A 16,889-nucleotide genomic window follows, 5' to 3' on the forward strand; every position below is an offset into this window, starting at 1 on the left:
ATATGGCGATACCATTGGCTGCTATCGGAGGTGTTTTTGCCCTTTGGTTAAGAGGTATGCCATTTAGCATTTCCGCAGGTGTAGGCTTCATTGTTCTGTTTGGTGTTGCAGTTTTAAACGGACTGGTACTAATAAATAGATTCAATTCTTTAAAAGAAGAAGGAGTAACCAGTATAAGAGATAGAATTTTTACAGGAACCAAAGAACGAATACGACCTATTATGTTAACAGCAACAACAGATATTTTCGGTTTTTTACCAATGGCATTTTCCACATCTGCCGGTGCAGAAGTTCAACAACCACTTGCTACAGTTGTTATAGGTGGTATGCTTACGGCTACCTTGCTTACGCTGGTGGTTCTTCCTGTCCTTTATACATTTGTAGAGAAGAGACGGGAGAAAAAGGAACAGAACAAGCTTGGTTCTTCCAATTCACGATCTTTAGCTACGATTTTGATAATTGGCTTTGTTTTAGGCGGAACCTTTTCTGTAAATGCACAATCTGATGCAATGTCATCTGAATATTCACAACAGGATTCTTTACAAACTATTAGTTTGCAAGAGGCTAAAGAAATGGCAATCCAAAACTTTCCGCAATTAAAAGCTGCTCAACTTGAAATTGAAAGTGAGGAAGTATTGCGTAAAACCGCCTATGATTTTGGAAATACCCAAATCTTTACAGGAAAAGAAGAAGTAGGAAATGGCTCTGATGGGGTCTATACTCAAATTGGCGTCCAACAGCAAGGCATTGATATTTTTGGAATTGCCCCCCGGTTAAAATTGCAGAAAGAAAGGGTTGCCCTTGCTGAAAGTGCCTTAGAGTTATCTACTATTGAAATTGAACGTGAAGTAAGCAGGGCCTGGGCCTCGGTTTATACAACTAAAAGGACATTCCAGGTTTATAGAAAAATGGATTCAATTTTTGAAGATATTGAAAGGGCTGCAAGAATCAGGTATGAAACAGAGGCCACCTCCAAATTGGAATATCTTGCTACCTCCAACCAGGCGAACGAGGTTAAAATACAGCTGGAACAATCGTACCGAGATTACCTGAAATCAATACAGCGTTTAAACCTATGGTTCGTTAGTGACACAATCTATGATGTACCAGATTTGCCTGTTGAAACTTTAGACGAACCTTTAAACTTTCTGGTAGAGTCGCTTGAAAATCATCCGTTGCTACAGGTTTCGGAACAAAGGATAGATGTTGCCAAAGCGGTTACCAGAGAACGAAAATCTGAATTTTTGCCCAAATTTCAGGGTCAGTACGGTAGGCAGGAAATAGCCGGGCAATCGGGTTTCTTCCAATATCAAATAGGAATTCAAATTCCGCTGTTTTTTGGGCCGGAATTAGGCCGTACACAGGAAGCACAAGTAAATAGACAGATTGCAGAGCAAAACTTTTATCAGGATAAAATCGAACTGGAAACCGCCTATAAAAATATGCGTGAAGACTATATCAAATGGAGAAACTCATGGAATTATTATAGGGATGAAGCACTTCCTTTAGCACAGGAACAACAGGAAGGGTCAGTATTAGCATTTAAAGAGGGAGCTATAGATTATATAACTTTCCTTCAAAATATAAGGGATGCCATTAGAATTGAGGTAAATGCCTGGAGTGCTTTTAATGATTATCTCGACAGCCGTTACCAACTGGAATATTACCTTAAGAATTCAAATTAAAAATTAAAATAAGAAAATCGATATGAATACAAGATCAATAAATATTTTAATGCTTGCCTTAACGCTCAGCATATTCTTTGGATGTAAAGAAAATCCTGAGGAAGGGGATGACGCTTCCAGTGAAACTGCAACTACTAATACCGAAGAAGGTGAAAATCACGGTGAGGAAGGAGATGAAGAACACGGTGAAGAAGAAGGTGGGATGCGTTCGGTACATCTTTCAGAAATGAAATTCAATAGTCTGGGGATTAAAGTAGATACCTTACCTAAAAAAGCTTTGTCCGGTATTGTGGAAGCCAATGGCCAGTTAGAAGTGCCGCCACAATATGAGGCTACCGTGACGGCAGTTTTAGGCGGTAATATAACTTCTATAAAGGTTATTGAGGGGGATAAGGTAAATAAAGGTCAGGTACTGGCTTATCTTTCTCACCCAAATTTAACCAGAATGCAGTCTGATTATATTAATGCATATAGCAGGATGCAATTTTTGGAAAAGGAATTTGAAAGACAGAAACGTTTATATGAAGCAGAGGTAGGATCTGGAAAATCTTTTCAACAAACCCAGGCAGATTACCAGTCTGTACAAGGTGAAGTGCGGGGGTACGAATCGCAATTGCGCCAGTTAAACCTAAATGCTTCCCAGGTTAGAGACGGTGAATTATATGAATATATTCCGGTAGTAAGCCCAATTGGAGGTTATATAGAAAAAGTACTGGTGCAGATAGGACAGTATGTGGAGCCGCAAACCAGCATGTTTATGGTAGTTGATAATGAACATGTTCATGCCGATCTAATGGTTTTTGAAAAAGATATTTATAAGGTGAAAGAAGGCCAAAAGATTGCGTTTACACTGGAATCGGTTCCAGGCAGTAATTTAACCGGGGAAATTTATTCAGTGGGGAAACAATTTGAACAAAACCCCAAAGCGGTACATGTGCATGCAGAAATCGATAATAAAGAAGATTTTCTAATTCCGGGGATGTATATAAACGGAAAAATCAGGACCGGTGAAGAAGCTGTTCCTGCCTTACCGGAAGAAGCAATAATTGAAGAAGAAGGAAATCCCTACATCTTTACGGCCCAAAAACACCAGGAAGATGGTGAAACCGAATGGGAATTGAAACCAGTGCAGGTTAGAACGGGAATAAATGAAGATGGTTGGGTTGAAATTAAACTGCTGGAGCCTCTGCCTGAAGGTACGTTGGTTGCCTATAATAATGCCTATTATCTGGTTTCTGAAATGCAGAAAAGCCAGACTTCCCATGGTCATTAAATTAAAAAAATTAGATGGATGGACTCTCTGTTAAATGTTTGTCTTAATTAAAATTCCAGAGGGTTCATCCTTAATACTAAAATTAATATTACAGCAATGAAAGAAATAAAAGCATTTATAAAACCGAAACGAGTTCAAAATGTAATTGAAGCTCTTAGTGAAAGCGGATTTAAAAGTATGACCCTTTCCCAGGGAGAAGGAACGGGGGCTTTTAAAGCAAAAGGCGCATCACCTTCTTTAGATTTCCGTGTAACAGACAGTCCGGTGGTAAAGTTAGAACTGGTATGTCAAAACGAAGAAGCACAATCAGCAATAGATATTATCCTTGAGAATGCAAAAACAACTGAACCCGGTGACGGAATAATTTATCTTTCCGATATTGAAGATGCCTTCCAGATAAAAACCGGGGAATCCATAAAGCGTTACGATCCCTAAATACTTTTATAGCAAATGGAAAAAATAGTAAAAAAGTTGGAAAGCAAAGGCATCCGCCCTACGGCAATGCGCCTGATGACCTATAGACGGCTGGCACAACTGAATGTGGCCGTTAGCTTAGGCGACCTTGGAAAGGATTTCGAAAGCTCGGAAAGGAGTACGCTTTTCCGTACTATGAAGACATTTGAAGAAAAAGGAATCGTGCATCAAATTGAGGATGGCACCGGCATCATTAAATATGCCCTGTGCGAAGACAATTGTGAATGCGAGGTTGGCAACGACCTTCACTTACATTTTCATTGCAATAGTTGCGGGGAAACCGTGTGCCTTACAGAGCACAAAATCCCTCAGATAAACCTGCCCGAAGGCTATGTGGCAGAGGATATCAATCTGGTGGCCAAGGGAGTCTGTGAGAAATGTAGCAATGACTTGGATTAAGTTTTTTGATTTAAAAAATTGGAACAATGATGAAAATTTATAAGAAAGAAAGCAAGGTATATATGGTAGCTCAAAATAGATTGGATGCTACCGATTATGACAATTTGATATCTCAATTAAAAAACCATATACAGGCAAACCATAAAGTGTACTGGTATATTGAAATGGAAAATTTTGAGGGGTGGACCGCAAGTGCGTATTGGAAGGGCATTGAACTGAAACTTCCGAATGAAGAACGCGTTAAAAAGGTTGCATTGGTGGGAAATACAAAATGGAAGGAACAGTTTACGGAAGTTTTGATTCCCTTTACAAGGGCACATATTAAATTCTTTAGCCCTGAAGAAAAAGATTTGGCCAAGGAATGGATGGAGAAAGAAAATCATTAAAAAAGTTAAATAAATTTAAACAGAAGATAAGCGATGAGGAATTTGAACAAAAGAAGAAAGTCCTTCAGGATAAGAAGAAGTAGTTATAAGGCACAGGCATCGAAAGCGATGGCACCTATGGCTTATAAAAGAAGGTAAAAATGAAAAAACGCAAAGTATTTGTTTTTATATTCATTGGATTAGCCCTTGGCTTATTTATAATACAGCCCCTGGTTATTTCACTCCACATGTATGACATGCAGGGAGGTAATGGCGAATGGTGGAAATCTCTGCTTGCTTCATATCAGCAGGAATTTAGTTCATGGGATTTGGATCAAGCCATAATCAAATTGCTATTTGGACTGCTGGGCATTGCCTTGTCGCTTATGTTTATGGTCAGGCAAAGAATATTTCAATTGACCGGAAGAAGAGATAAGCTGGAGGAGATTAGAGAGCTGATTGCGGCAGGAGAAAACCAGCAAGTAAAATTTAAATCTACCTTGAGATGGGATTTGAGGCAGTTTAAACCGAATAAGACTTTGGAAGACGTAATAGCAAAAACAATTGCCGGGTTTATGAACACCCAAGGAGGGCATTTAATTATCGGAGTTGATGATGAAGGTAGTATTCTGGGGCTGGAACAGGATTATGGTACTTTAAAAAACCTAGCAAGGACGGGTTTGATCAATATATAATGCAATTGGTGTCCCTCAAGTTGGGTACCCATTTTTGCACTTTGGTTAAAGTGTCCTTTCACCAATTTGAAGAAAAGGATATCTGTTATGTAAGGGTTCATAAATCACAAAAACCTGTGTATTTGAATTTGAGTGACCGTTCGCATTTCTTTATCAGAACCGGGAATGGTACCCGTGAGTTGGATATGCCTGAGGCTCTGGAGTATTTGGAGATAGACTTAAATTAATATAGACCCTATAAAATTGAAAAAATGATACAGGTATTGGACATAGAAAAAGAAAACTTGATTGCCGCTAAAGTCAATGGTAAAATCACAAAGAAGGATATAGAAAAAATCCATCCGCTCATCCACAACATCATCGGTAAAGATCATAAGGTGTAAAATGGCATTTGTAGGCGAAAAAAATAGCAGGAATGGGTCGCTAAAGCTACTGATTTCTTTACTGGTTCAGAAGTCAAATATTTTGACCTTCAGGATAAGGAACAAGCAAAAAACTGGATACAAATAACTAAGGATATGAAAAAACTAAAAATCAAAATTCCCGTAATCCTTCCACAGGTGCCAAATGAAAAAGACACTTGTGTGCAAAGGCTCATTGAAGAATTAGAAGCCAAAGAAGGTCTTGATAAAGTGCATATAAAAGACGATCAGGAAGATACGGTGCCACAATTGTACTTTCATTACGATCCGGATATAATTTCTATTGACAGCATTCAATCATTGGCAGAAAGAACCGGGGCTGAAATTACCGCGAAATATGGACATTTGCTTATAGAGGTTGAGGGGATTAGGCATACCCGGCATGCAAGGACTTTAGAAAAGAGTCTGCTGAATATCAAAGGCGTTTTGGAAGCTTCCGCCAATGCCGGAGGAATGATCCGTTTAGAATATGATAAACGGGAAACAAGTTTTGATGAGATAACTACAAAGCTCGAAAAAGAAAACCTACAAGTCAAGAAAAGTGCCTCTGGCCATGAGAACGGCTTTAAATCTTCGGAAAAAACCTCTGATAAATTAAATAAAAAAAATAAGATGGGCCAGCGACACCAGCATGAAGATGAGGGAGTACAGAATCTTAAAGAAGCGGATAGCCACGGCGCCGGCGAAGATCATTCCCACGCACACGGAGGTATTTTTGGGAAAAATACAGAGCTTATTTTTGCCATTATTTGTGGGGTTTTGTTGGGGATAGGTTTTGGACTATCCTTTGTAGAATCAGTTCCGCAATGGGTTAGTCTTTCCCTTTATATTGGAGCCTATTTCTTTGGAGGGTTTTATACTGCTAAAGAAGCTGTGGAAACCGTAGCCAAAGGCGGGTTTGAAATTGATTTTCTCATGTTGGTCGCAGCGATTGGAGCGGCTATTTTAGGGGAATGGGCTGAAGGTGCCTTGTTATTATTTCTTTTTAGCCTGGGACATGCCCTGGAGCATTATGCAATGAACAAAGCACGAAAATCTATAGCCGCATTGGCAGAACTGGCGCCAAAAACAGCCTTGCTCAAAAAAGATGGTAAGACGGAAGAAGTTGGTATCGAAAAACTCAATATTGGTGATATCATTGTGGTGAAACCAAATAGTAAAATATCTGCAGATGGCGTAGTGGTAGATGGGCAGAGTAGCGTTAACCAGGCTCCAATAACCGGGGAGAGTGTACCGGTAGATAAAGTTCCTCTGAAAGACATCGAAAAGGATTACTCAGAGGTAGATGATATCAAGGATGAAAACCGCGTTTTTGCTGGAACGATCAATGGGAATAATACTTTGGAAATTAAAGTGATCAAAGCAGCCAAAGATTCAACGCTTTCCCGATTGGTGAAACTGGTTAACGAAGCTCAGACTCAAAAATCGCCTACCCAGTTGCTCACCGATAAATTCGAAAAATATTTTGTGCCATCCGTCCTTATTTTGGTTGGTATTCTTTTATTCGCTTTTCTTGTAATAGACGAACCCTTTAGCGCCAGCTTTTACCGGGCTATGGCGGTACTGGTAGCTGCAAGTCCCTGTGCGTTGGCAATCTCGACCCCAAGTGCTGTATTGAGTGGAGTGGCCAGGGCCGCCCGTGGCGGGGTATTAATTAAAGGAGGCCGACCACTAGAGGATCTGGGAGAATTGACTGCCCTCGCCTTCGATAAAACCGGAACTCTAACGGAAGGAAAGCCAAAACTTACCCAAGTGGTGCCACTTGGAAATATATCTGAAAACGAACTTCTCAAAATAGCAGTAGCCGTGGAAGGTCTTAGTGATCACCCCCTGGCCAAAGCTGTAGTTCGTGATGGAAAAGAGCGTCTGGAAGGCGAGGAAATCCCAAATGCCTCTAATTTGGAGGCAGTTCTGGGTAAAGGGATTAAAGCATCATTTGGCAATGATAAAATCTATATAGGTAACCTCGACCTGTACGAAGGGCTTGATGAGAGTACACCTTCCGAAAAAATAGCTACGAAAGTGCGTGGTCTTGAAGGTGGTGGAAATACAACAATGCTTATACGAAAAAATGAAGAATATATAGGCATCATTGCATTAATGGATACCCCTCGTGAAGCCGCCAAGGGAACCCTTAAAAAATTAAAAGAAATCGGCATTAAACGAATGATCATGCTTACCGGTGATAACCAGAAGGTAGCAGACGCTGTAGCAGAAGAAATAGGATTGACCGATGCCTGGGGGAGCCTATTGCCGGAAGAAAAAGTGGATGCTATAAAAGAATTAAAAGAAAAGGAATCCAAGGTGGCAATGGTGGGCGATGGCGTTAATGATGCCCCTGCCATGGCAAACAGCACTGTAGGAATAGCTATGGGTGCTGCTGGAAGTGATGTGGCCCTAGAAACGGCGGATATTGCGCTAATGGCCGACAAGTTGGAAACCCTGCCCTTTGCCATAGGCTTAAGCAGGAAGGCAAAGGCGATTATCAGACAGAACCTTTGGGTAAGCCTTGGTATTGTTGCCCTACTTATACCTTCAACCATATTCGGCTTGGCAAATATTGGAATGGCGGTTGTAATCCATGAAGGTTCCACACTACTGGTGGTTTTTAATGCGTTAAGGCTTTTGGCTTATAAAAAAGAATAGAAAATCCGGACTTAGACTGTTTTTCGAAAGAATATAAAATGACAAAAACGGAAAAAAAATTATCGTCCAAAGGGATACGTTCCACTGAAATGAGGTTGAAAATTTACAAATACCTCAAAAGGAAAACTTATGCGGTAAGTTTAAATGAAATGCAAAAAGTCTTTATCCATAAAAATATCAAAACAGCCAATAAGACCACTTTCTATAGGACGATAAAGCTCTTTGAGAAAAAAAGCATGGTGCACCAAATTGACGATGGAACTGCTTTTGCAAAATATGCGCTTTCTGATGAAAACACCAATGTTAAACTCAGTACAGGTTTACATATGCACTTTCATTGTACCGATTGTAAGAAAACAATCTGTTTACCAAATAAAATATCGGAAGAGAGTTTGCCAGACCAGTATGAGGTGAACGATGTGAACCTGGTATTAAAAGGGATATGTAAAAATTGTAGTAAAAAATAATAGGTGGGAGTGCCTTAAGCCTGAATCCCAGCCCCCAATGGTCAAGCTTAAGGTTTTTTCCACCGTAACGAACTTAAAAAAAATATGAATATGGAAAAATTTGATGTAACTATAATAGGATCTGGCCCGGGCGGGTATGTAAGTGCGATCCGTTGCGCCCAATTAGGATTAAAAATAGCCATTGTAGAAAGATACAGCACCCTGGGCGGCACCTGTCTAAACGTGGGCTGTATCCCGTCAAAAGCCTGGTTGGAAGCCTCTGAGCATTATTACAAACTCAAGCATCAATTCGAAAAATTTGGGATTGATGTTAAAGAGGCCAATGTCGATATCCTGAAAATGAGCCAAAGGGTTCAGGATGTGGTACAGGAAATCATCAATGGCGTTGATTATCTGATGAAAAAGAACAAGGTTACCGTTTATGAAGGTCATGGCACCATCAAGGACAAAAACACGATTGAAATTAAGGGAGAAGATAAAACGGAAACCATAGCAACCGATAAAATCATCATTGCCACAGGGTCCAAACCCGCTTCATTGCCCAATATTAAAATAGACAAAAAGCGTATCATCTCTTCTACCGAAGCCCTTGCCCTACAGGAAATCCCCAAGCACTTAATGGTCGTTGGGGGTGGCGTTATCGGTGTTGAGATAGGTTCCGTATTCGCCCGCCTGGGTTCAAAGGTTTCCATAGTAGAATATTTTGATAGCCTTATCGCCACTATGGACGGCGCACTGGGACATCAATTGCACCGTTCCCTTAGAAAACAGGGAATTGATTTTTATTTGGAACATAAGGTGACAAACGCAACGGCAACTGAGGATAAAGTAGAATTGAAAGCGGAAAATCTTTCCGATAAAGAAGAAATGAGTTTAGATGGCGATTACTGTCTTATGGCCATTGGCCGAAAACCATACACCGCCAGTTTAGGGCTTGAAAATATAGGAGTGGAAACCAATGAGAAAGGACAGATAACGGTAGATAAAAACCTTGAAACCAACGTCAAGGGTGTGTATGCCATTGGGGATGTAATCCGGGGGGCAATGCTTGCCCATAAAGCCAGTGAAGAAGGCGTTTTTGTAGCCGAACGGATTGTTGGCCAAAAGCCCCATATCAATTATTCGCTTATCCCAAATATCGTGTACACCCAGCCTGAGGTCGCCGGTGTAGGCTTGACGGAAGAAGAACTGAAAAAGGCCAATAAAAGTATAAAAACAGGCTCTTTCCCTTTTAAGGCAAATGCACGGGCAAAGATAAGTATGGACACCGACGGTTTTATAAAAGTAATTGCAGATAAGGAAACCGATGAGATACTGGGCGTGCATATGATAGGCCCTCGCATAGCAGACAGCTACACCGAAGCGGTGGTAGCGATGGAATTTAGGGCAGCTGCCGAAGACATAGCAAGAATGTCACACGGGCACCCCACCTTTTCAGAAACCTTTAAAGAAGCCTGTTTGGCAGCCACCGAAGACAGGGCGTTGCATATTTAAAGTTGACCTAACAGTAAGTTCTTAAAAATTAAGACGCTACTGAGCTTTTTGAAATATTAAGGTTTAAGTAATTAACTCAAAAAACAGATAAGATAAAATGGGGCAATCAGTTCGAAATCAATCCACTATTGGGTATATCAGGGAAACGGCAACAAAGTTCCTCGACAGGGAAACAGCTGGGGGGATTTTTTTAATAATTGCTACTATAGTTGCCCTTCTTTTAGCTAATTCACAGTGGGCAAGTGCCTATCATCATTTTCTTGGCGATGAATTGCTTTTTGAATTTTCCGAGCATCTTAGTTTTGGGCTAACAATTGAAGAATGGATCAATGATGGCCTAATGGCAATTTTCTTTTTGGTTGCCGGCCTTGAATTGAAGAGGGAGGTTATGGTGGGGGAATTATCTTCAATTAAAAAAGCCTCAGCCCCCTTGTTGGCAGCTTTAGGTGGTATGGCAGTTCCGGCCCTCATTTTTATTAGCCTAAATTTAGGCACTGAAAATATAAAGGGTTGGGGCATCCCTATGGCTACCGATATCGCATATTCACTAGGGATTATTGGCCTACTGGGGAAAAATGTCCCCAGGCAGTTAAAAATATTTTTAATAGCCCTCGCTATTGCTGACGATATAGGTGCCATATTGGTGATAGCATTGTTTTATAGCAACGAGTTGAGCTGGATATACCTTGGATCGGGCATGGGGGCATTTGGGTTATTATTATTAATGAATTGGACTGGGGTCAAAAATTTGATTTGGTATATTATTATTGGGATCATCTTATGGTATTGCTTCCTTAATTCGGGGATCCATCCAACTATTGCGGGAGTACTTTTTGCCATTACCATTCCAATAGTGCCCAAATTAGACAGTAAAATATTAAAAGAAAGGACCGCCACAAACGTTACTAATCTTGAGAAAACAGAGCTGGAAAAATTAAATCCTCTTCAGGATAAAAAACAACAAATAATTTTAAAAGCCATTAAAACAGATACTGAGAATTCAAGGCCTCCTTTGCTCAAACTGGAAAATTCCCTTGTTGATTTCAATGCTTTCTTTATCATTCCAATTTTTGCAGTCGCGAATGCGGGAGTAAAGCTCGATGTAAATTTAATTGAGGTTGTTTCCGGTTCTTTAGGGCTGGGGATCCTTTTGGGATTAGCAATTGGCAAAGTAACAGGGATTGGTATTTTTACATTGATTGGGCAAAAACTTGGAGTTTCCGAATTACATATTACACTAAACTGGAAACATATAATTGGAATTGGTATGATTGCGGGAATTGGCTTTACCATGTCCCTTTTTATTACCAATCTCGCATTTAATGATCAGGAATTGATTAAAATTTCGAAAATAAGCATTTTGATAGCTTCATTACTTGCAGCTATTGGCGGTGCGGTAATTCTCTTATTAACTTCCAATAAAGGAAAGAAAAATATAGTTAAGTGATATGGGAGAAATGAACAAAAGTACTTTTATAGTAAGTCAAATGGACTGTCCTTCAGAAGAACAGATGATCCGGATGAAGTTGGAGGCTTATACACAAGTGAAATATTTGGATTTTGATATTCCCAACAGGAAATTGGAAGTATATCATGTGAATGGAATCGAAGATATACAAACATCAATAGCCAGTTTAAACCTTGGGGATTCCTTCCAAGGGACCGAAGAAGCCGATCCTCCCGTAATAGAAGACCAATCCAAACAGAAAACAATCCTTTGGTGGGTCTTTGGGATAAATTTCGGCTTTTTCATTATCGAAATGACCATGGGGTGGATCTCTTCTTCTATGGGCCTTATTGCAGATTCGTTGGATATGCTGGCAGATTCGATAGTATATGCGCTAAGTTTATTTGCAGTAGGTGGTGCCATTTCCAGAAAAAAGAAGGTGGCAAAATTCAGCGGGTATTTTCAGATGGCCTTGGCAACACTTGGTTTTGCAGAGGTATTAAGAAGGTTTTTTACCAGTAGTGAAACACCAATTTTCCAATTGATGATCATTGTTTCCATTTTCGCCCTTTTGGGTAACCTTATTTCGCTTTGGTTGATAAATAAGGCCAAAAGTAAGGAGGCGCATATGCAGGCCAGTGCTATTTTTACCTCCAATGATATCATCGTAAACGGCGGGGTGATACTGGCCGGGGTGCTGGTCTATTTTCTGGATAGCAAATGGCCTGATTTGGTAATTGGCGGCATCGTTTTTACGTTTGTAATGCGGGGTGCCATAAGAATTTTAAAATTATCTAAATAATGCAAATATATGTTGCACAAGACGTTGGGCAACAATAAGGAAATTATGAATAAAAGTAGTGTAGCATTATTGATTTTACTGTTGTTGGTAATAGACCAGGCCATAAAGATTTATGTGAAGACCCATTTTTATTATGGCGAGGAATATTTTGTGTTTGGCCTGGATTGGTTTCGCTTACATTTTTTGGAGAATCCCGGCATGGCCTGGGGCTTTAAATTTGGCGAGGGATATCTGGCCAAATTTGTTTTAATACTATTTCGCTTCGTAGCCGTTATTTGGGGGACCTTTTATATCAAAAAAATGATACGTAAAGGATATGCAAAAGTCTTTATAATCTGTGCCGCATTTATATACGCAGGTGCATTGGGCAATTTGATTGACGGTGCATTTTACGGACTGATTTTTGAAAAAAGTGATCCCGCACTTCGCAATATTGCAGAAATATTCTCCTCAGGCGGTGGTTATGCGGGATTTTTAAATGGCAATGTGGTGGATATGTGGTTCTTTCCAATTATTGAAACAAGGCTTCCGGAATGGATGCTATTATGGGGAGGCAATGAATTTACTTTTTTCGACCCTGTATTCAATACCGCAGATGTTTGGATTAGCACGGGAGTGATTTTACTCCTGATCTTTCAAAGCCAACAAAAAAAAGACCAGAAAATATCGGATAAGAAAAAGTTGAAATATACTGAAAGTAACAGGACAATTATAAAAATCGATTAGTTATGAACGCTTGGCTTTGGGTAGTAGTATTGGGATTGGCAGCTTGGGCTGCCCATTGGGGCGCGGACCAACTCCTTACCCCTTTAAAAATGCTGCGTAAGCAATGGGGGCTTACTGCTTCTGCAGGGGCAGCTTTCCTGGCTATTGTAACAGCGAGCCCTGAAGTGGCGATAAATATTACGAGCGCCGCCCGTGGGGTATCTGATATCGGGTTGGGGAATTTGCTTGGTTCCAATATAATTTCCATTCCGCTCATGGTAACCATTGCATACTTTGCTTCCAGAAGAAAGTTTAAAAACAATAAGGAACATCAAAAACATTTGGATGCCAACCTGCTGGCCCTGAACAAACGTTCTGTCTCGGTATTGTCCATCCCCTATCTGGCAATCATTGCTTTGGTAGCTATACTAACCCTTCCAAAAGCCTGGCGTGGATTACAACCCATTGATGGGTGGATCATGCTGGCTGCCTATGCGGCTTTTTTAACGCATGCCATTATAAAAGGCAGGGAAAAGGGTCAGAAGGTAGAATGGGATAAAAAGAAAATATGGCTTTCGGTTGCAGGGGCCCTGGCCATAGCCGTGGGGGCTTTTTTTATTGTAAAAGCTACCGAAAATATTGTTTCGGCACTGAATATTTCCGAAATTGTTGGAGGGTTGTTTATCACCGGAATTATGACTACCGCCCCTGAAATATTTAAAACATGGAGTGTGGTAAAGGGAGGTGAAGTGACTGCGGGTACCACCAGTGTGATTGCAGATAATGCCGTTACCATGACAGTGGCATTTTTCCCCCTGGCACTGGTAACGACCCCAATCGAAGATTTCCAGTTGTTTTGGGTCAACCTGGCTTTTGTAGGACTGATGCCGCTTTTATATTCAGTATTTGTCCATCAAAGCAAGGAACTTCACGGGTTCAGCAGATGGCAGATATTCGTTTTCGATGCAGCGTATATTGTATATCTTTTAACTATGGTGTTTTTTGTTCTAAAACTATTTTAAAATGAAGGAGGATTTATTTAAGGATTACCAGGAGAGGCTTAATGTGCTGGATGAAAATATTAGAGCAGTAGCATTAAAATATGCAAGGGATTTCTATTTGAACAAAAATTGTTCAAAAGAAGAGGCTATTGAGCGTGGCATCGTAAAGGCAGAGATGGAAAAAAGGAATTTAGATAGAAATGGATAATATATTACTAATAGTATTATGGCAGAATTAAAAAAATCTCTGGGTACTCTTCGCCTTACTTTTTATGGTGTAGGTACCATTGTTGGTGCTGGAATATATACTGTAATTGGTGCAGCCGCTGGACAGGCGGGAACAGACCTTTGGTTGAGTTTTATTTTTGCCGCCATTGCGGCCAGTGTCTCGGCAATGTCGTATGCAGAGCTGTCCTCTACCTATCCTAATGCCGGTGCAGAATTCATTTTTGTACGGAAAGCGTTTCCAAAAATCGACATTCCATCTTTTCTAACAGGTTGGACGATTGCATTTCACAGTTCGGCCACCATCGCCGCGGTGCTACTTGCTTTTTCAGGGTATTTCAATACGTTTTTTAACATCCCTTCCTTACTGGTTAGCTATGCTGTGCTACTGATTCTTGCATTGATAAGCATTACGGGCATCAAAAAATCATCTACCGCCAATATCATTATGGTCAGTATTCAGCTATTGGGATTGTTTATTCTTATTGCGGTCGGACTTTTGGAAACAGGACCACCAAAATCAGAATTTTTTAAAGTGGAGTCCTTTTCCGGCACCCTGGCAGCGACTGCTACCTTATTTTTTGTTTATACCGGCTTTGAGCATATGGCAGCATTGGGTTCCGAGGTAAAAAATCCGGGCAAGACGATTCCGAGGGCATTTTTATTGACAATGGTGTTTACCACAATTATATACCTACTAATATCTTTTACGGTACTCAATATAAGTGACCCCGCAGAAATAGCAAAGGTAAATTCCCCATTGTCGCTGGCCGCTTCAAATTTAAATTCCTGGTTGCCCGTAGCCCTGGCAGTTGCGGCACTTTTTGCTACGGCTAATGCGGCTTTTAGTGGCATTATTTCCATTAGCAGGTTGCTTTTCGGTATGGCAAGCGTGGGCGAGCTTCCAAAATTTATGACCAAGACCAATGCACAGAAAGTACCCTGGGTAACTACACTGGTGGTTATGGCTGCGGTAGCGGCATTTTTGTTATTGGGAGATATTAAAATTGTCGCAGGAATGTCCTCTTTAGGGGCGTTACTCGTTTTTGTAGCTGTGAATATTGCACTCATCGTTTTGCGTTATAAAGCACCTGACAAAGAAAGGCCCTTTAAAGTTCCCCCTTTCCATAGGAAAAGTACCTATCCTACCCATTTTGGCCATAATCATTAGCTTGTCTTTGGTAGTTCAGTTTAACTGGCAGGTGTATATTGCTTTTGTGGGCGCAATTATATTGGGCATCGTACTGGATTATTTTTTGGACAAAAAGTCAAGGAATGAGATGGATCCCGAAAAAGAAAAAGAACTGTTCAACCATTAAAATGAAGCTATGGAATGGACCTTTGAAGAATTTAAAGCCAGTTTGGATGGCCTCCATCCTGCAGTGAAGGAAAAAGCCCTGGAAATTGCTAAAAGTCTGGTTATAGAAAAGAATTATACTAAGGGAAATGCCATAAAAGAAGGAATTATGAAAGCTGAAGAATGGTTTTACGATTTAGGCGGTTAATAATTAATAAAAATAGATATGTTACAAATTATAGAGATTTCAGGAGATAATATTATTGCAACCAGAGCATCGGGAGATTTATCCGAAATGGATATTGAGAAGGTACATCCCATTATTCATGCTATTTTGGACAAAGGATTAAACGTACGCTGGTATTTTGAAATGGAGAATTTTACCGGCTGGGATTTTCCAGGCCTGTGGGAAGATCTAAAAATGGATACTGCCCACGCAAAAGATTATGAAAAAATAGCGATGGTGGGTGAAAAAAAATGGCAGGATTGGATTGCCCAATTTATGAAACCATTTACAAACGCCGAGATCAACTATTTTAGTTTAGAAGATAGAAAAACAGCTAAACAATGGATAAAAAAATAAATTAGATAATTATGGCACACGATCATTCACACGGTTCACAGAACTACGGAAAGGCTTTTGGCATAGGCATAGCCTTGAACACTATTTATGTTGTCGTCGAGTTGTATTATGGTTTTATGGTCAATTCTTCAGCCCTCGTTGCAGATGCAGCCCACAATGCAAGCGATGTCTTTAGTCTGATCCTGGCCTGGGCGGCAATTAAAATAGCGACTAAAAGACCCTCAAAACGCTATACGTATGGTTTACGAAAAACGACCATTTTGGCTTCGATGATCAATGGGCTTATCATCATTGCGGCTGCGGGACTGATCGCTTGGGACGCCATTCAAAAATTCCAAAATCCGGCAGAAATTTCCGGTAACATCGTAATGATTGTAGCGGCTATTGGTTTGGTGGTAAACACCGGTACGGCTTTCCTTTTTTGGAAAGGTTCAAAAGGCGATTTGAACATACGTGGCGCATTTTTACATATGGCCGCCGATGCCGGGGTAACTTTAGGAGTGCTTCTTGGTGGACTTGCCATTAAATACACAGGATTGACGTGGATAGACCCTGCGCTTAGTTTGGTCATTGTACTGGTCATTTTATATAGTGCCTGGGGACTTTTGAGGGATTCCGTAAAAATAGCCATTGATGCCGTTCCCAAAAACATCGACATCGATGAAGTGGAAAAATTCTTAATGGATATCGAAGGGGTCGAAGAAGTACACGATTTACATATCTGGGCAATGAGTACCACGGAAACGGCACTTTCTACCCATCTGGTCGTTCCTGATGGGCACGAGGATCAGTTCATCTACGATATCCGGGAACAATTGCACGATAAATTTGAAATAACCCATACCACCCTGCAAATCGAAAAAGAATTTGGGGACAAAGAATATAAACCCTATCAAGGTCTGGAATAAT

At 40.4% G+C, this 16,889-nt stretch carries 19 protein-coding genes; all 19 read left to right on the top strand.

Annotated elements, in window-relative coordinates:
* Nucleotides 1-1,685, top strand: a 1,685-nt coding sequence (locus tag D9R05_RS00005) for a TolC family protein (RefSeq protein ID WP_162984853.1), incomplete at its 5' end; no start/stop codon positions are given.
* 22 nt (nucleotides 1,686-1,707) lie between these two features.
* A complete protein-coding gene (locus tag D9R05_RS00010) occupies nucleotides 1,708-2,958 on the top strand; it encodes an efflux RND transporter periplasmic adaptor subunit (protein ID WP_240462871.1) in 1,251 nt (416 codons plus the stop codon).
* A 96-nt stretch (nucleotides 2,959-3,054) separates the two neighbouring features.
* The gene (locus D9R05_RS00015) at nucleotides 3,055-3,393 is read left to right on the top strand and encodes a P-II family nitrogen regulator (RefSeq protein ID WP_009778856.1); all 339 of its coding nucleotides are present in this window, start codon (nucleotides 3,055-3,057) and stop codon (nucleotides 3,391-3,393) included.
* Nucleotides 3,394-3,408: 15 nt separating this feature from the next.
* Entirely contained in the window at nucleotides 3,409-3,831 is a 423-nt protein-coding gene (locus tag D9R05_RS00020; RefSeq protein ID WP_008613756.1) for a Fur family transcriptional regulator, read from the top strand.
* 26 nt (nucleotides 3,832-3,857) lie between these two features.
* Nucleotides 3,858-4,217: a SpoIIAA family protein gene (locus D9R05_RS00025; RefSeq protein WP_008615619.1), complete on the top strand. Its 360-nt coding sequence runs from the start codon at nucleotides 3,858-3,860 to the stop codon at nucleotides 4,215-4,217.
* A 140-nt stretch (nucleotides 4,218-4,357) separates the two neighbouring features.
* Nucleotides 4,358-4,891, top strand: a complete 534-nt coding sequence (locus D9R05_RS00030) for an AlbA family DNA-binding domain-containing protein (protein WP_240462873.1) — start codon at nucleotides 4,358-4,360, stop codon at nucleotides 4,889-4,891.
* A gap of 251 nt (nucleotides 4,892-5,142) precedes the next feature.
* Nucleotides 5,143-5,274 carry a hypothetical protein gene (locus tag D9R05_RS15655; protein WP_262696550.1) on the top strand — a complete coding sequence of 44 codons (132 nt, stop codon included), beginning with the start codon at nucleotides 5,143-5,145 and terminating at the stop codon, nucleotides 5,272-5,274.
* 135 nt (nucleotides 5,275-5,409) lie between these two features.
* The gene (locus D9R05_RS00040) at nucleotides 5,410-7,959 is read left to right on the top strand and encodes a heavy metal translocating P-type ATPase (RefSeq protein WP_121665800.1); all 2,550 of its coding nucleotides are present in this window, start codon (nucleotides 5,410-5,412) and stop codon (nucleotides 7,957-7,959) included.
* Nucleotides 7,960-7,997: 38 nt separating this feature from the next.
* Nucleotides 7,998-8,426 (top strand): Fur family transcriptional regulator, encoded by a 429-nt coding sequence (locus tag D9R05_RS00045; protein WP_009778862.1) that lies wholly within the window; start codon nucleotides 7,998-8,000, stop codon nucleotides 8,424-8,426.
* 90 nt (nucleotides 8,427-8,516) lie between these two features.
* Nucleotides 8,517-9,920: a dihydrolipoyl dehydrogenase gene (gene lpdA / locus D9R05_RS00050; protein WP_121665192.1), complete on the top strand. Its 1,404-nt coding sequence runs from the start codon at nucleotides 8,517-8,519 to the stop codon at nucleotides 9,918-9,920.
* A gap of 97 nt (nucleotides 9,921-10,017) precedes the next feature.
* Nucleotides 10,018-11,367, top strand: coding sequence for a Na+/H+ antiporter NhaA (gene nhaA / locus D9R05_RS00055; protein ID WP_121665193.1), 1,350 nt, complete (start codon nucleotides 10,018-10,020; stop codon nucleotides 11,365-11,367).
* Nucleotide 11,368: 1 nt separating this feature from the next.
* Nucleotides 11,369-12,169 carry a cation transporter gene (locus D9R05_RS00060; RefSeq protein WP_121665194.1) on the top strand — a complete coding sequence of 267 codons (801 nt, stop codon included), beginning with the start codon at nucleotides 11,369-11,371 and terminating at the stop codon, nucleotides 12,167-12,169.
* 45 nt (nucleotides 12,170-12,214) lie between these two features.
* A complete protein-coding gene (locus tag D9R05_RS00065) occupies nucleotides 12,215-12,895 on the top strand; it encodes a lipoprotein signal peptidase (RefSeq protein ID WP_121665801.1) in 681 nt (226 codons plus the stop codon).
* Between the two features lie 2 nt (nucleotides 12,896-12,897).
* The gene (locus tag D9R05_RS00070) at nucleotides 12,898-13,896 is read left to right on the top strand and encodes a sodium:calcium antiporter (protein WP_121665195.1); all 999 of its coding nucleotides are present in this window, start codon (nucleotides 12,898-12,900) and stop codon (nucleotides 13,894-13,896) included.
* A gap of 1 nt (nucleotide 13,897) precedes the next feature.
* On the top strand, nucleotides 13,898-14,083 hold the full coding sequence (locus D9R05_RS00075; protein ID WP_013073443.1) for a hypothetical protein: 186 nt from the start codon (nucleotides 13,898-13,900) through the stop codon (nucleotides 14,081-14,083).
* An 18-nt stretch (nucleotides 14,084-14,101) separates the two neighbouring features.
* Nucleotides 14,102-15,271 (top strand): APC family permease, encoded by a 1,170-nt coding sequence (locus tag D9R05_RS00080; RefSeq protein WP_240462875.1) that lies wholly within the window; start codon nucleotides 14,102-14,104, stop codon nucleotides 15,269-15,271.
* A gap of 157 nt (nucleotides 15,272-15,428) precedes the next feature.
* On the top strand, nucleotides 15,429-15,605 hold the full coding sequence (locus tag D9R05_RS15420; protein ID WP_162984854.1) for a hypothetical protein: 177 nt from the start codon (nucleotides 15,429-15,431) through the stop codon (nucleotides 15,603-15,605).
* An 18-nt stretch (nucleotides 15,606-15,623) separates the two neighbouring features.
* Nucleotides 15,624-15,980 (top strand): SpoIIAA family protein, encoded by a 357-nt coding sequence (locus D9R05_RS00085; protein WP_121665196.1) that lies wholly within the window; start codon nucleotides 15,624-15,626, stop codon nucleotides 15,978-15,980.
* Nucleotides 15,981-15,991: 11 nt separating this feature from the next.
* Entirely contained in the window at nucleotides 15,992-16,888 is an 897-nt protein-coding gene (locus D9R05_RS00090) for a cation diffusion facilitator family transporter (RefSeq protein ID WP_121665197.1), read from the top strand.
* Nucleotide 16,889: the final 1 nt, after the last annotated feature.

It is taken from the genome of Mesonia aquimarina (genome assembly GCF_003667275.1).
Lineage (GTDB): Bacteria > Bacteroidota > Bacteroidia > Flavobacteriales > Flavobacteriaceae > Mesonia > Mesonia aquimarina.

Bases quoted from the DNA above. Each gene is read 5' to 3' on its own strand.
- D9R05_RS00010 (WP_240462871.1), top strand. From the start codon at position 1,708: ATGAATACAAGATCAATAAATATTTTAATGCTTGCCTTAACGCTCAGC.
- D9R05_RS00015 (WP_009778856.1), top strand. From the start codon at position 3,055: ATGAAAGAAATAAAAGCATTTATAAAACCGAAACGAGTTCAAAATGTA.
- D9R05_RS00020 (WP_008613756.1), top strand. From the start codon at position 3,409: ATGGAAAAAATAGTAAAAAAGTTGGAAAGCAAAGGCATCCGCCCTACG.
- D9R05_RS00025 (WP_008615619.1), top strand. From the start codon at position 3,858: ATGATGAAAATTTATAAGAAAGAAAGCAAGGTATATATGGTAGCTCAA.
- D9R05_RS00030 (WP_240462873.1), top strand. From the start codon at position 4,358: ATGAAAAAACGCAAAGTATTTGTTTTTATATTCATTGGATTAGCCCTT.
- D9R05_RS15655 (WP_262696550.1), top strand. From the start codon at position 5,143: ATGATACAGGTATTGGACATAGAAAAAGAAAACTTGATTGCCGCTAAA.
- D9R05_RS00040 (WP_121665800.1), top strand. From the start codon at position 5,410: ATGAAAAAACTAAAAATCAAAATTCCCGTAATCCTTCCACAGGTGCCA.
- D9R05_RS00045 (WP_009778862.1), top strand. From the start codon at position 7,998: ATGACAAAAACGGAAAAAAAATTATCGTCCAAAGGGATACGTTCCACT.
- lpdA (WP_121665192.1), top strand. From the start codon at position 8,517: ATGGAAAAATTTGATGTAACTATAATAGGATCTGGCCCGGGCGGGTAT.
- nhaA (WP_121665193.1), top strand. From the start codon at position 10,018: ATGGGGCAATCAGTTCGAAATCAATCCACTATTGGGTATATCAGGGAA.
- D9R05_RS00060 (WP_121665194.1), top strand. From the start codon at position 11,369: ATGGGAGAAATGAACAAAAGTACTTTTATAGTAAGTCAAATGGACTGT.
- D9R05_RS00065 (WP_121665801.1), top strand. From the start codon at position 12,215: ATGAATAAAAGTAGTGTAGCATTATTGATTTTACTGTTGTTGGTAATA.
- D9R05_RS00070 (WP_121665195.1), top strand. From the start codon at position 12,898: ATGAACGCTTGGCTTTGGGTAGTAGTATTGGGATTGGCAGCTTGGGCT.
- D9R05_RS00075 (WP_013073443.1), top strand. From the start codon at position 13,898: ATGAAGGAGGATTTATTTAAGGATTACCAGGAGAGGCTTAATGTGCTG.
- D9R05_RS00080 (WP_240462875.1), top strand. From the start codon at position 14,102: ATGGCAGAATTAAAAAAATCTCTGGGTACTCTTCGCCTTACTTTTTAT.
- D9R05_RS15420 (WP_162984854.1), top strand. From the start codon at position 15,429: ATGGAATGGACCTTTGAAGAATTTAAAGCCAGTTTGGATGGCCTCCAT.
- D9R05_RS00085 (WP_121665196.1), top strand. From the start codon at position 15,624: ATGTTACAAATTATAGAGATTTCAGGAGATAATATTATTGCAACCAGA.
- D9R05_RS00090 (WP_121665197.1), top strand. From the start codon at position 15,992: ATGGCACACGATCATTCACACGGTTCACAGAACTACGGAAAGGCTTTT.